14 protein-coding genes are annotated in these 14,744 nt (G+C 42.3%); 10 read left to right on the top strand and 4 right to left on the bottom strand.

Annotated features, from left to right (window positions below; all coding sequences use genetic code 11):
• Positions 1 to 48: 48 nt before the first annotated feature.
• Positions 49 to 789 carry a type 1 glutamine amidotransferase gene (locus OCU38_RS13715; RefSeq protein WP_261824775.1) on the bottom strand — a complete coding sequence of 247 codons (741 nt, stop codon included), beginning with the start codon at positions 787 to 789 and terminating at the stop codon, positions 49 to 51.
• Positions 790 to 1,176: 387 nt separating this feature from the next.
• Between OCU38_RS13715 and astA the strand changes: the two genes are divergently transcribed.
• The 6 genes from astA (at position 1,177) to OCU38_RS13685 (ending at position 6,836) form a co-directional block, all read left to right on the top strand.
• The gene (gene astA, locus OCU38_RS13710; protein ID WP_261824774.1) at positions 1,177 to 2,214 is read left to right on the top strand and encodes an arginine N-succinyltransferase; all 1,038 of its coding nucleotides are present in this window, start codon (positions 1,177 to 1,179) and stop codon (positions 2,212 to 2,214) included.
• 18 nt (positions 2,215 to 2,232) lie between these two features.
• The gene (astB, locus tag OCU38_RS13705) at positions 2,233 to 3,588 is read left to right on the top strand and encodes an N-succinylarginine dihydrolase (RefSeq protein ID WP_261824773.1); all 1,356 of its coding nucleotides are present in this window, start codon (positions 2,233 to 2,235) and stop codon (positions 3,586 to 3,588) included.
• A 458-nt stretch (positions 3,589 to 4,046) separates the two neighbouring features.
• Positions 4,047 to 4,601 carry a carboxymuconolactone decarboxylase family protein gene (locus OCU38_RS13700; RefSeq protein WP_261824772.1) on the top strand — a complete coding sequence of 185 codons (555 nt, stop codon included), beginning with the start codon at positions 4,047 to 4,049 and terminating at the stop codon, positions 4,599 to 4,601.
• Between the two features lie 181 nt (positions 4,602 to 4,782).
• Positions 4,783 to 5,424: a DsbA family oxidoreductase gene (locus OCU38_RS13695; protein WP_261824771.1), complete on the top strand. Its 642-nt coding sequence runs from the start codon at positions 4,783 to 4,785 to the stop codon at positions 5,422 to 5,424.
• Between the two features lie 41 nt (positions 5,425 to 5,465).
• Positions 5,466 to 6,140, top strand: coding sequence for a haloacid dehalogenase type II (locus OCU38_RS13690; RefSeq protein WP_261824770.1), 675 nt, complete (start codon positions 5,466 to 5,468; stop codon positions 6,138 to 6,140).
• A 111-nt stretch (positions 6,141 to 6,251) separates the two neighbouring features.
• Positions 6,252 to 6,836, top strand: a complete 585-nt coding sequence (locus tag OCU38_RS13685) for a TetR/AcrR family transcriptional regulator (protein WP_261824769.1) — start codon at positions 6,252 to 6,254, stop codon at positions 6,834 to 6,836.
• 486 nt (positions 6,837 to 7,322) lie between these two features.
• Here the strand turns inward: OCU38_RS13685 and OCU38_RS13680 are convergent, their stop codons facing one another.
• A complete protein-coding gene (locus OCU38_RS13680) occupies positions 7,323 to 7,766 on the bottom strand; it encodes a carboxymuconolactone decarboxylase family protein (RefSeq protein ID WP_261824768.1) in 444 nt (147 codons plus the stop codon).
• A gap of 141 nt (positions 7,767 to 7,907) precedes the next feature.
• Here OCU38_RS13680 and OCU38_RS13675 point away from each other — a divergent pair, with 141 nt between their 5' ends.
• Together OCU38_RS13675 and aroG are read left to right on the top strand one after the other, a co-directional pair.
• Positions 7,908 to 9,512: a sensor domain-containing diguanylate cyclase gene (locus OCU38_RS13675; RefSeq protein ID WP_261824767.1), complete on the top strand. Its 1,605-nt coding sequence runs from the start codon at positions 7,908 to 7,910 to the stop codon at positions 9,510 to 9,512.
• Between the two features lie 339 nt (positions 9,513 to 9,851).
• The gene (gene aroG / locus OCU38_RS13670; RefSeq protein ID WP_023405113.1) at positions 9,852 to 10,904 is read left to right on the top strand and encodes a 3-deoxy-7-phosphoheptulonate synthase AroG; all 1,053 of its coding nucleotides are present in this window, start codon (positions 9,852 to 9,854) and stop codon (positions 10,902 to 10,904) included.
• Positions 10,905 to 11,016: 112 nt separating this feature from the next.
• Here the strand turns inward: aroG and OCU38_RS13665 are convergent, their stop codons facing one another.
• Together OCU38_RS13665 and chrA are read right to left on the bottom strand one after the other, a co-directional pair.
• A complete protein-coding gene (locus tag OCU38_RS13665; protein WP_023405114.1) occupies positions 11,017 to 11,208 on the bottom strand; it encodes a thioredoxin domain-containing protein in 192 nt (63 codons plus the stop codon).
• 141 nt (positions 11,209 to 11,349) lie between these two features.
• Positions 11,350 to 12,504, bottom strand: coding sequence for a chromate efflux transporter (chrA, locus tag OCU38_RS13660; protein ID WP_261824954.1), 1,155 nt, complete (start codon positions 12,502 to 12,504; stop codon positions 11,350 to 11,352).
• A gap of 133 nt (positions 12,505 to 12,637) precedes the next feature.
• On the opposite strand from chrA, the gene OCU38_RS13655 reads away from it, so the two are divergent.
• Positions 12,638 to 13,573 (top strand): LysR family transcriptional regulator, encoded by a 936-nt coding sequence (locus tag OCU38_RS13655; RefSeq protein ID WP_261824766.1) that lies wholly within the window; start codon positions 12,638 to 12,640, stop codon positions 13,571 to 13,573.
• Entirely contained in the window at positions 13,573 to 14,670 is a 1,098-nt protein-coding gene (locus OCU38_RS13650; protein WP_261824765.1) for a mechanosensitive ion channel family protein, read from the top strand. The genes OCU38_RS13655 and OCU38_RS13650 overlap by 1 nt, the downstream gene beginning before the upstream one ends.
• The last annotated feature ends 74 nt before the right edge of the window (positions 14,671 to 14,744 follow it).

The raw sequence follows: 14,744 nt of genomic DNA, 5'->3' as shown, positions 1-14,744 counted from the left end.
TTAGAAGCTGTGCTTCTAACCTTTTTTATGACTAATTTGTAGAGCGCTTTACACTAACTGAGCAAAGCTCGGGTCTTGAATCGACTCGGTATTAAACACAAAAAATGAATCAATCCAGAGCAATACAATGCCTGAATCAAGCACCTCTTTGGCTTGTTCAAATGTCGCTAAATACTGCTCTTCACTAATAAGATGCTTGCGCTGCTCCACAAATTGCGACATAAAATCTAAGGTAAATTCAGGGTGTCCCTGAATCGTGAAAATATGGTTGTCTTTGGCGAGCATAAAGTTAGGGCAAAATTCACTAGAAGCGATGACTCGCATCCCCTTGGGCACAGTAATCACTTGGTCTTGATGACTAACTAGCATGCGCAATCGATCAATTGAAAAATTCATCCAACGTTTTTGCGCCACGATATTGACCTCATAACTGCCTAATCCCCAGCCTTTTTCGGAGCGACCAACTGTACCACCCAGCGCCCGAGCAATCAGTTGGTGACCAAAACAGATGCCCACTAATGGAATACGACGAGCTTCACAACGCTTCACCCAATTCATTAAATCGACAATCCACGGCGCATCATCAAACGCGTTGCACACACTGCCAGTGACAATATAGCCATCACACTCATCTAAGTTGGGAAGTTGCTGATTAAACGCTGCATATTCTTCAAATATCATCTCGTTATCGACGGCTTGAAACGCAGTCTCAATCATATCTGAATATTGCCCATGCACGGCGGCAAGTGAGTCTGAAAGGTGCCCACATACTAATATCCCTATCTTCATCCATCGCCCTCTTGTTACTCAATGAGAATTTGATTTTACACTTATCAGTATAGGTGCTTCTCTAGACTCGCAAGCCGGAAAGCAAAAAATCCACAATAAAAAGCGTAAGAAAATGAACAACTAAACTTAGATATTGATCACACTTCATAAAAAGTCACAAAACAAAGGCGATCATGAGCCTGTTTTCATAATTAGTCATCTCTGGGGAATGTTATTCCACGTTACTGACTAAAGAAGTGAATACACAGTCACACAAAACGAATATCAGAGACCTAAAAATTGCATATATGCAATAAATTCACCTAACAATTGAATATCCCATGCTTGATCCCCCCGCCTTTGCCTGTATTGTGACTGCATAATTAAATGGCAAGGAATGCATTATTTATGCTGTTAATACGCCCTATTACCGCTGATGATCGTCAAGGATTGGCGAAATTAGCAAGACAAACCGGTACTGGATTTACCTCTATGCAGGACGATCCTAAGCGTCTAGATGAAATGGTCAAACAGGGCTGTGCCGCCTTTAATAGCGACACGCCATTACCAGACGGCTACTACTTGTTTGTTGCCGAAGATTTAGCGCAAAAACAGCTAGTAGGGACCTGCGCGATACAAGCAGGCATAGGTCTGCAAGACCCTTTTTATAGCTACCATCTCGATACTACTGTGCACTCGTCTAGAGAGCTGGATGTATACAATAAAATCCAAACACTCAGCTTGAGTAACTTTCACACTGGATGCACCGAGCTTTGCACTTTGTTTCTTCTGCCCGATTCTAGAAAAGGCTTCAACGGCCACTTGCTTTCTAAAAGCCGTTTCTTATTTATGGGACAAAATGCCAATCGCTTTGATTCAACGGTTATAGCTGAAATGCGAGGCTTTAGTGACGAAGAAGGTAACTCACCGTTTTGGGAAGGGTTAGGTAGACACTTCTTCAATTTAGACTTTGCTATCGCCGATAAACTGTCAATGCATGACAAAGTGTTTATCGCAGAATTGATGCCGAAAAATCCGATTTACGCCAACTTACTGCCCGAAACCGTGCAAGAGGTCATTGGTCATACTCACCCGCACACGCTACCTGCCAGAAAATTATTAGAAGCCGAAGGGTTTCGTTTTAATCATTACGTGGATATTTTTGATGCCGGTCCCATGTTGGAATCGCAACTATCCGACATTCGAGCCGTCAAAGAACAGCGAACCGCAAAGGTGCGAATCTCCCAGCACATTAACCACTCACACACGCCCTATTTAGTCAGTAATGGGCAGGTTAAACACTTTCGAGCCTTAGCCACCAAAGCGATACAAATTGAAGATGATGCTCTGCTAATGGATGAACAATTGGCCGACACTCTACAATTAAAAGAAGGGGACGCAGTAACGTATGTGCCTCTATTTGGCCCTTTGTCAGAGCAAGAATAACGCAATCAAGGAATGAAGATGAAACACTCAACTCAATACATTGAAGCCAACTTTGATGGACTTGTCGGCCCTACTCACAACTATGCCGGCCTTTCAGATGGCAACCTTGCCTCAAACAACAACAAAACCAAAGCCTCTAGCCCTAAATTGGCCGCCAAAGAAGGCTTAAAAAAGATGAAAGCCCTACATGATCTGGGCATGACTCAAGGGGTGATTGCTCCGTTAGCTCGCCCCGATATTGGTGCACTACGCCAGCTCGGTTTTACGGGAGATACAAGCTCTGTTCTCAAACAAGCCGCCGCGCATTCTCCGGCACTATTAGCAGCCTGTTGCTCTGCTTCAAGCATGTGGACAGCCAATGCCGCTACCGTATCACCAAGTAGCGATACCGCTGATGGCAAGCTGCATTTCACTCCGGCAAATTTGATCAACAAATTCCATCGCTCTATAGAGCATCCACAAACCGGGCGAATTTTAAAAGCCATGTTTAATGATGCAAGCCACTTTGTTCACCATGACGCCCTGCCTGCAAGCCCTTACTTTGGTGATGAAGGTGCGGCTAACCACACCCGTTTTTGTCTCGAATACGGTGAACAAGGGGTTGGTTTTTTTGTTTTTGGTGAAAGTGCTTTTAACCGCGCTCTAGCAAAACCTAAAAAATTTCCGGCAAGACAAACTCTAGAAGCCAGCGCAGCTATTGCTCGCACTCACGCATTAGCCGACGATAAAGTAGTCTTTGCCCAGCAACACCCTGATGTGATTGATGCAGGCGTATTTCACAACGACGTTATTGCCGTTGGTAACCGCGATATCATGCTCTGCCATGAAAAGGCGTTTTTAAACAAAGACAGCGTTTATCAAAACCTAAATAAAGCAATGGGGAAGCCGCTCAATATTATTGAAGTGCCGCAATCCGCCGTGTCGGTAGAAAACGCGGTAAACAGCTACCTATTTAATAGTCAGCTGCTCACTCTGCCAAATGGTAAAACCGCTTTAGTCGTGCCAAGAGAATGCGAACAAAACCCGCAAGTATCGGATTACTTACACTCTTTGATCTCAAGCCAATCGGGCATAGATAAATTATTGTGCTTCGACCTAAAACAGAGCATGCAAAACGGCGGTGGCCCCGCATGCCTACGTTTGCGTGTGGTCTTGTCACCTAAAGAACTCAGTGCAATGAATCAATCAGTTATGATGACTGACGATCTTTTCACTCAATTAAACCACTGGGTAGAGCGTCATTATCGCGACTCTATCACCGCTCAGGATCTGCTCGACCCTATGCTGCTGAACGAAAGCCAAACCGCTCTTGATGAACTGACCCAAATACTCAACCTTGGCAGTGTGTATGATTTTCAAAAAACCGGTGAGTGAGAGTCTATTTATTCCCTGCAAGAAATGATGTAGTGATATAAGGCAAAGTCGTACGACTTTGCCTTTTCTTTTTACTTTTGTTTTTTGGATGACCACTCTAAAAACTCTTTTTAAAACAATGCGCTGAGCAAACCTCTTAAGATAATTGAACGATCACTCAATAATTAGCTTGAACGAACGCTCAAATATAACTATAGTTCTTTCATCGACGGGAACACGTCGCTTATCATACCAATCACACTAAGTAAGTGATCAGAACTAGCGCAGGAAAAATGTTCGAGAACAAGGCAGAATTTTTCGATAAGTAGTTATTCTACAATCAAAAATTCTAACGCCGTTATCGAGCATTTTAACAAGCTAGAATGACCAGTTATTTAGTACGATTGGTATCAGTCAGGTTTTATTAATCCAACGCCTGACACTGCAATCAAGCACGATGAATATATTGGGGTAACACAATGAGCACATTCAAATTTCACACAGTAGAGACAGCACCAGAAAAAAGTAAGCCAATGCTAGAAGGCGCAATTAAACAAGTGGGCGCTATTCCTGGGTTATACGCGGTAATGGCTGAGTCTCCTGAAACGTTCCAAGCGTACCAACAAATTCATCAACTCTTCACCAACACCTCATTTGATGCAGAAGAACTCACGGTTGTATGGCAAACCATCAACGTAGAACATGAATGCCAGTTTTGTGTACCGGCACATACCGCAATTGCACATTCAATGAAGGTTGATCCTGCGCTAAGCGAAGCACTACGTAATCAACAAGCAATGCCAACGCCTAAACTGCAAGCGCTACATGACTTCACATTAGCTATGGTACGTGAGCGTGGCAATGTCTCTGACGCACAAATGGAAGCCTTCTTTGCCGCAGGTTATGGTCAGCAACAAGTTCTTGAAGTGATCCTTGGTTTGTCTCAAAAAGTGATCAGTAATTACGTAAACCACGTTGCAAAAACACCGGTAGATCCTATGTTTGAGCAGTTTGCTTGGACTAAAAAAGCATAATAGTGTGTGTCTAAAACACATAATAGAAAACAAGGAATAGAAGATAAGACACATCAACAAAGTCTTTTAGCTATTCCGTGATTAAATAACTTGGTTAAATAGCTTGTAGTTAAATAGCTTACTTAAATAACTTAGTTAAATACCTTAAAAGCACGGCATACTTTCAAAGCGGAGACTCATTATGAGCAACAGAATCAAACTCGACATCATTTCTGACGTTGTCTGCCCTTGGTGTATTGTTGGTTTCAAGCATCTTGAAGCGGCCATTAATGAGCTTGGTATCCAAGACCGCGTTGATATCGAATGGCAACCCTTTGAACTTAATCCAGATATGCCAGCAGAAGGGGAAAACCTGCGCGATCATGTTGCACGCAAATATGGCGCATCACGCGAAGACAGTGATAAGGCACGGAACAATATCGCCGAGCAAGGAGCGCAATATGGCTTTAAGTTTGATTACTTTGAAGAGATGAAAATGGTCAACACTCGCGATGCGCACGTTCTTTTAGAACACGCCAAGCAGTTTGGGTTACAAAGTGAACTAAAAATGCGTCTGTTTTCTGCTTTCTTTACTGAGCACAAAGATGTATCAAATCGCGAAGTTTTGCTCAATGAAGCAAAAGCGGTCGGTATTGCTAAACAAGGAGCAAGCTTGGCACTTGACGATAGAGAGCTCAAAAAATCCATTCAAGCTATTGAAGAGCAGTGGCATCAAATGGGCGTAAGTGGCGTTCCTACCGTAGTATTTAACCGAGAAAGTGCGTTAACGGGCGCACACCCACAGCAATCATTTAAGCAAGCACTGCAACAACTTATAAAATAAACCGAAATGGTTATAACAACCAAACAGAGCGAGTAGACAGCATGAATTCCGAAATTATTCTATTTGATATCAATGAAACTGTTTTGGATCTGAGCTCACTTAAGCCCAGTTTTACACAAGCTTTTGCTCAGCAAGACGCTCTGCCACTGTGGTTTTCACGCCTACTGCACACCTCTACGGTATGCATTGCCACCGGAATCAGTAGCGATTTTGCGACACTGGCGGCGATAACACTGGATAATCTAGCAGCTTATTACAAAGTCACTTTAAGTGATAAACAAAAAAATGAATTACTCAAAGGGTTTGCTAACCTACAGGCCCACTCAGACATCAAACCCGCACTGAGTAAATTAAAACAGCGCGGCTTTAAAACCGTGGCTTTTTCTAACTCATCGTCGGCATTAATCAATCAGCAGATTAGCCAAGCGGGATTGGCTGAGTATTTTGATGAGGTGGTTTCGGTTGAGAGCACTGGCAGCTTTAAGCCAGATGCCAAAGTATACCAATTTGTCGCCGAGCAACTTGGCGCTGCCAACGAGAATTTACGTTTAGTCGCGACGCATGATTGGGATACGCATGGCGCAATGTCTCAAGGACTAAAAGCGGCGTATATCGCTCGCTCTGCGGCCTTTTATAATCCGCTCTATCTCAAACCAGAGATACAAGGTAATAACATGCTAGAGATCGTCGAACAGATCATTTCGACAAAAAGCTAGACTGAATTCAGCTCATTTCTTCTTAGTTTTATTTTCTAGAAAAGGTTTTCTTTACCCGTTAATAAATTCACTTTAAGATTGAACATACGTTCAAAAGAATGGGCACTATCAATGGCAAAAACGGCACAATTCGATCGTCAAGAAGTGATTGAAAAAGCGACCAACCTATACTGGAAAAAAGGCTACCATGCGACCTCGATGCGCAATCTTCAAGATGAAATTGACATGCGCCCAGGTAGTATTTATGCCGCTTTTGGTAGTAAAGATGGCCTATTTAAAGAGGCACTTAAAAACTACACCCAGCAAGGATTGGCTAGCATTGAGGCATGCCGTCAGAATAACCCTTCTCCATTAGGCGCTTTAAAGGATTTTGTAAAAGCGCAAGTCATTGAAACCGCACAAGGAGCACCCAATGGGGTGTGTATGTTAGCGAAGACCTTAAGCGAACTGACTAGCGAACATCAAGAATTACTTGATGAGACCAAAGCGCACCTTAGTCAAGTGGTGGATGAATTTATCAAACTCATCGAACAAGCCCAGCAAATGGGTGAGTTGGATAAAGAAAAAAGTGCTACGGATCTCGCCACTTATATTCAAATTCAGATAACTGGCCTGCGCACCTTTGCAAAAATGAACAATGATAAGGCCGTACTTGAGAGTATGATCGACGATATATTTATACATCACCCATTTTAATGCCTAACTGTTGTCACCACTCAATGCCCATTAACTCTTGAGAAAAGAGTTATAAAAGACTGATTCTTTTATTTCTTATTGGCATGAATAAGCATTTACAGGTAGGCTTATTGAGTAATCATAATAAATATCAATAATTGGTAACTCTGAGAAAGGCTATCTAAAGCCTCATATCATTAGGTCTACTTTGTATCAGTTGGCAAACTTACACATCTAAGACCCTCTCTCCATACCCAAGACTATCCAGCTTGGGTTTTTCTTTTTATGGGCAACTTCTAAAAGCGTACTGATAACCGCAACAGCAAATAATCGCTGCAAACTAATGCCAATCACACTAAGTAAGTGATCGGAGCTAGCGCAGGAAAAATGCTCGAGAACAAGGCAAAATTTTTTGATAAGTAGTTATTCTACAATCAAAAATTCTAACGCAGTTATCCAATATTTTAACAAGCTAGAATGATCCGTTATTTAGTACGATTGGTATAACTAATACTTAGTCTGCTCATTCGCATGCGTGGCCACTCCAAGTCGATTCCAAGCGTTCATCATGGTGCAAAGTACCAACAACTGCGCAATTTCGTCCTCAGCAAAATATTTTTGCAATGTTAGATAAGTAGAATCGGTTACTCCTTGAGCAGATATGTGCACCATTTCTTCTACAAGGGATAGAACAGCTCGCTCTTTTTCAGAAAATAACACTGATTCTTTCCATACACTTAACGCAAAAATACGCTGCTGAGATTCTCCACGATCAAGTGCTCCTTGGGTATGGATATGAATACAATATGCACAACCATTAAGTTGCGATGTTCTTACTCGAACAAGCTCTTCTAGGATCGGGTCAAAGGCACATTGTTTTAAGTATGCTTCAACAGCAAAAAATGCTTTGTAAGCAGCAGGTTGGCTAGAATAAACATTCACTCTACTCATTGTGATCCCTATTGCATATATGTGTGATTATTATTCGCTACTACTCATATTAGACTATGATTAATATTCACTGAATGATGAATGTTTTCAAGTATATAGCCGTAGTCATTTTATACCTATTCTTCAGTATGTAAGAACCGAATGTCACTATCAAAAAAAATTACGTATACCTTATTGCCACTACTAATCGCCATAATCGCCATTAGCTTTTATGGTCAGTGGCGATATGTCCTACCTACCTTTCATCAACTAGAACAAAATGACGCTATCACCAACTTTGAACGTGTGGCCGCCAGCCTCAATAGTGACATTGAAAGCCTTGACTTGCTCAACAAAGATTGGGGAGCGTGGGACGAAACTTACTCATTTATTCAGGGAAAAAACCCAAAATACATTACTTCGAATCTAGGCATAGAGTCATTTCGTAATGGACAATTTGATTTCCTATTCTTCTTTGATGAAAGCCACTACCTTATATGGCATGGCATCTATGATAACGACAGTAACTCATTTATCTCTGACGATAATTTTACCCAGAGCGTCGTTGACAGATTGCAGATTAAATTTACGAACTTTACCTCTCCATCCATCAATCCCCAAGCCAATTACAAGGGGTTTCTTATACTCAACCAAAGACCCATCGCTTACTCCATACGCCCCATCCTCACCTCTAATGAAAAAGGCCCATCAAAAGGGTTAATTGTTCGTGGGCGTTATGTCGATACCGAGTTTGTGTCCGATATTATTGAAGAAACCCGAGTTCGATTCCAAATTATCCCTGTAGATAATAAAGCGATACCCGTAAACGATCAGTTTATGATTAATGAGTTGAATAACGGCACACTCGAAGTGTCGCGTTATCTTTTTAGCGATGGTACTCCCATTATGCTAATGAAATCCTACTTTCAAAGAGACATTAGCCAACAAGGTAAAGTGGCCATTCAATCCGCGATTATAATCAGTGCGCTACTTGGCATTCTGCTGTTAATTGCGGTTTGGTTTATTCTTAAAAAGATTGTTATTGCCCCTATCACCCAATTAACCGCCAGTGCGACTTCGATTACTTACACACAAAACTACCAGCAACGAACGCACGTAAAATCTAATGATGAGATAGGTAAACTGTCTGAACAACTCAATGAAATGTTGCACGTTATTGAAAACCGAGAGCTTCAACTAGAAGAAATATTAAGTAAAGTGAAGCGATTATCCATGACGGATTCTTTGACCAATATTGCCAACCGCTTAAAATTTGATTCTGTATCGGATATTGAATGGCGCAGAATGAAGCGCGAAAGAAAACCTATGTCTATCATCATGTGCGATGTGGACTTTTTTAAACAATACAACGATCACTATGGGCACATCAAAGGGGATGAAAGCCTAATTTTAGTGGCTAAAGCACTGAATGAAACATTATCTCGACCAGCCGATTTAGTGGCTAGATTTGGCGGTGAAGAGTTTGTCTTACTACTGCCTAATACCGATATTGAAGGCGCGACTCATATTGCTGAAACAGCGCTGAATAAAATCTTATCACTCAAAATAAAACACCCTAATAGTGAAGTCTGTCCTTACCTCACTGCTAGCTTCGGTATCGCTAGCATGGTCCCTTCAATTGAAAGCTCAATACTGCAATTAATTAGTGATGCCGATAAAGCTTTGTATCAAGCGAAGCAAAAAGGACGTAATACTATTGAGGTAATCGCAAGTTCTAGCTCTGAAAGTATAAAATCGAATGCGTAATATCGGCACCAATAAATCTCGACAATCTGTTCGATAGGTGTTAAAAATTTACATACACAATGAACACCAAATGCTTTTAAGTCATTAAAAATAAACGAATTTATCCTTATCTTTAAACATAAAGGCACTACATTCATTCTGATGTACGAAATTATTTACGCATTTCGTAAATTTTTTCTACTTTCAATATATTGCTTTTCATTGAAAAAAGTGGTTGAAAGTCATTTTTATCTTAGATAAGTTGCATGGAAGCAATAAATAAAAGACGTCGTTTCTGTATTTAGTCACCCATAAAATAAGCACAGATGCTATAGCGACAATTAATAAGGATTATTAAACATGTACCAAACTGATGACGTTCGCATCAATCGAGTAAAACAACTGCTACCCCCTATCGCTATTTTGGAGCGCTTCCCAGCAACCGAAACCGCAACTCGCACCACCTATGAGTCTAGACAGTCGATTCATAATATTCTTAATGATCAAGATGACCGTTTACTGGTCATTGTTGGTCCATGTTCAATTCACGATCCTAAAGCGGCACTGGAATATGGCGAGCGTTTAAAAGTATTGCGTGATGAGCTTGGCGACCGCCTTGAAATCGTTATGCGCGTCTATTTTGAAAAGCCGCGTACCACAGTCGGTTGGAAAGGCCTGATCAACGACCCATACTTAGATGACACTTATAAATTAAATGACGGCCTAAGAATGGCACGTAAACTGCTTTTAGATCTTACAGATATGGGGCTTCCGACTGCGGGTGAATTCTTAGATATGATCACACCACAATACGTGGGTGATTTGATCAGTTGGGGCGCAATCGGCGCACGTACCACAGAATCACAAGTACACCGCGAGCTAGCCTCTGGCGTCTCTTGCCCAGTTGGATTTAAAAATGGTACTGACGGCAATATTAAAATCGCCACCGACGCTATCCGTAGCGCAGAAGCCCAGCATCACTTCTTATCAGTGACTAAGTTTGGTCATTCTGCAATTGTAGAAACAGCCGGTAACCCTGATTGCCACATCATTTTACGCGGTGGTAAAGAGCCAAACTACAGCGCAGAACATGTTGCTTCTATCAAGGGGCAGCTGAACGCCTCTAAACTGCGTGAGAAGGTGATGATCGACTTTAGTCACGCCAACAGCAGTAAACAATACCAACGCCAAATCAACGTTTGTCAGGACGTTTCAGCGCAAATTGCTGGCGGCGAACAAGCCATCTTCGGTGTCATGATTGAATCGCACCTTGTTGAAGGCCGACAAGATCTGGTTGACGGTAAAGTGGACACGTACGGGCAGTCTATTACCGACGGCTGTATTGGCTGGCAAGACACTGAAAAAGTGCTGTATCAATTAGCTGATGCGGTAGCTCTGCGTCGTCAGAACTAATAAATCCCTTTAAGCAAAACAAAACGCCCTAGCACGATAATCTTAGTGCTAGGGCGTTGTTTATTCAGTCTCTGTTTTATCACTTATCACGCTTTGTTGTGGTCGTGATTCTCTATTTCACGCTACCCAGTGCCTTGATCAGTGCAACTAATTCATCTTCCGTTTTAGGCTCTTTATGAAAGTCTACCTCAGGTGCTGCGCCACCTTTTAAGATATACGCTTTTGTGCCGCAATGATCATAGTGATACCAAAGTCCATCTACGCATACGTCCGTGTAACATCTAGGGTCTTGTTTTAGTTCCATGCGAATACTCCTTTGTTCACACTTTATTAACAACTCCACCTTAGTTCAGATATCTATTCAAAAAAATGATCTAGATCAATAGCGAGCCAATGATGTTAATCAGTTGTAACCTACAACCGCAAACCCTAATCCATTAAAAATCTACAGTAACGAAAGCAAAACACCATAACCAATAAAGCTTGCCACCAAAGCAACGATGGGCAGTTTTAGTTGCTTCAGCAAAAAATACCCAATCAATACAATGGCAAAATCTTGCGCTCCAACAACGGCGCTGACAAATATTGGTTGATACAGCGCAGCTATCAATAAGCCAACCACCCCTGCATTCACCCCTTTTAGCGCAGCCGTAACACTCGGTATTGACGCTAAAGATTGCCAATTATTGATAACCGTTAAAATCAGTAAAAAACCCGGTAAAAATACCGCAGCAGTTGCCACTACAGCGCCAAGGATAGGTTGCTGCGGAAGTAACTCATAGCCTAAATAGGTGGCAAAAGTGAACATAGGCCCCGGCACCGCTTGCGCCGCCGCATAGCCCGTTAGAAAAGTATCTGTGGTCAGTTGCTCTCCCGCCACATTTTGCAACAAAGGCAGTACCACATGACCGCCACCAAACACTAACGAGCCCGCATAGAAAAAATCATGGAACATTTGCAATATCGATGTTTGTGACGCCACAAATGGGCCAACAATCAATACCGTGGCAAACACAACTAATGGCATGATAGAAAGCTTGCCTGTATCAAGCCTTGCTGTTGCGCTCTCTAGGGGCTGCTCTTTAAACCACAGCGACCCCAACGCGGCACATACCAATAACGTCACCACTTGCGCCATTATTCCGCTAAATAGCAACATAGAAACCGCCACAAACAAACACAGCGTAATCGCGCGTTTGCTTTGGCAGAAATTTTTATACATGCCAACGATGGCATCTGCCACCACTACTACCGCTAGCAGTTTTAGGGCATGCATAATGGCGATAAACACAGAGGTTTCTAACAAACTACTACTTAACAACGCCAGTCCAATCATCAACAAAATAGAAGGCAGTGTAAAACCCAAAAATGCAGCAAAAGCGCCTGAGATGCCGCCTTTTTTATACCCTAAAGCAAAGCCAACCTGACTTGAACCCGGCCCAGGAAGGAACTGACTTAAAGCCACCAGCTGAGCGTATTCTGCATCTGTTAGCCATTGCTTTTGTTCAACAAAGGTTTTCCTAAAATAGCCAATATGAGCCGCAGGCCCGCCAAAACTGACCCAGCCTAAAGCAAAAAATATCTTAAAAATTGACAACATACCTAACCACTCACCATTAAAGTCAGGCATACAATATGCGACCCACCACTATGATTCAAATTAATAGTATTGATATATACTATGAACAAAATAGGATTAGATAATTCACTAACAAGGGTTCAGGGAGCAGTGTGTGAGCGAAATTAATTGGAAAGGTGTCGACCTTAATTTGTTGATTGCTTTTCAGGTATTATTAAAAACTCGTAGCGTATCGCAAGCGGCCAGCGAACTGCATATTAGCCAGTCGGCCATGAGCCATACCCTTGCACGACTACGTAAATTGTTGGGCGACCCCTTGTTCCATCGCCGAGGACATACCATGCAACCCACAGAGCGCGCATTGTCTGTGGCTTCTAATGTTGAGCAGATTTTAGCGATCGTTAAAAACAACATCTTACAGCCGGAAGCCTTTTGCGCTGCAACCTTTCAAGGAACCTGTCGCATCGGCATGACCGACTATGCTGAATTTGTGTTTGCTCCTGTGCTATTTGATGCTCTCACCCAACAAGCGCCGCATGTACGAGTCAGCTTTATTAATGTTAACCGACATAACTTCTCAGAAATTATAGAAAAAGAACGCCTAGACTTAGTGATAGGCAGTTTTCCCGACTTAGACGAACGCTTTCGATCTGCGACTTTATATCAAGAAAGCCATGTTTGTTTATTTGATGCCAACACCACAGGCCTTAGTGCGCCACTCAGTGTTGACGATTTTTGCAAGGTGCCACACGCCTTAGTCAGCGCCGATGGTCACTGGAAAACCCCGATTGATGCAGAACTTGCAACACTCAATCATCAACGCCAAGTGCAAGTGATCTCGCGAAATTTTTTAACGATTGGGCAGTTAATTAAAGGGCGTAATTTAATCTGTATCGTACCCAAACTGATGTCATTAATTCCATTTATCGCGCAAGGGTTAACACGCACAGAGCCTGCCATTAAAGTGAATGATTTTACAATCAGCATGGTGTGGAAAGACAACCCATTAAATGATGATAAACTACAGTGGTTGCAGTCTTTAGTAACCGATGCCGTACAAAATAATCAACTCAAGGAAACTAATCCCTAATGGAACAAACCAATACCGAGTGGCTCAATTTTTTTAAGATCACCGATAGTGCCATTTTTAATGAAATCCTGCTGATCACCGTCTTGAGTTTGATCTTTTGGATTGCTTGGACAATTTTGATCGGACACCTAGAAAAAATCGCAAACAAAACACGAATCGTGTGGGACGATGCGGTATTACACGGCATCAAAACCCCAATCAGTACCTTAATATGGCTATGGCCGGGTACAGTATCTCTAGGCTTAGTGCTGGAGCGCTATTTTGATCATAGATTTGATTGGCTATATTCTTCAAAGCTCATCTTAGTCATCTTTATAGTGGTGTGGGCCCTATCGCGCATCATCACCAATTTTGAAAATCAAATCCTTGAAAGACAAGGGCGAGATGTAACGACAGTACAGGCTGTCGCTAAGTTGGTGCGCCTATTAGTGATCATTATTGGTGTGCTCACGGTCATGCAAACCCTTGGCCTAAGCCTATCGGGCTTACTGACCTTCGGTGGTGTCGGTGGTTTGATTGCAGGTTTAGCGGCAAAAGATCTACTGTCTAACTTTTTCGGCGGCATGATGTTGTACTTCGACCGCCCATTTAAAGTCGGCGACTGGATTCGCTCCCCAGATAGAAACATCGAAGGTACAGTAGAGCGCATCGGTTGGCGCATGACCAAGATTCGCACCTTTGATAAACGTCCTTTGTATGTACCCAACTCAGTATTTAGCAATATTGTGGTCGAGAACCCTTCACGTATGACCAATCGCCGTATCTATGAAACTATCGGACTTCGCTATTGTGATTCGAGTAAAATTGAGAAGGTGATCAGTGAAGTTCAGCACATGCTAAAAAATCATCCTGATATCGATGCTAATCAAACTCTGATGGTCAACTTCACCACGTTTGGTCCATCTTCATTAGACTTTTTTGTGTATACCTTTACCAAAACCGTCAATTGGGCAAGGTTCCATGAAGTGAAGCAAGATGTACTGATGCAAATCATGCAGATCATCCAAGACAATGATGCTGACGTCGCCTTCCCAACTCAAACGCTGAAAATAGAGCAAACACCAGACCCTCTATTAACGCCGCAACAGCAAAAATAGTCATAAAAAAAGGAAGCCCTGCACTAGCATGCGCGGGGCTTTTATACCAATAGCACTAAGTAAGTGATCAAAAA

Origin of the sequence: Vibrio neonatus, assembly GCF_024346975.1 — a bacterium.
Lineage (GTDB): Bacteria > Pseudomonadota > Gammaproteobacteria > Enterobacterales > Vibrionaceae > Vibrio > Vibrio neonatus.
The sequence above is the reverse complement of the archived record's forward strand: the minus strand, read 5'-3'. Positions and strand labels throughout refer to the sequence as shown.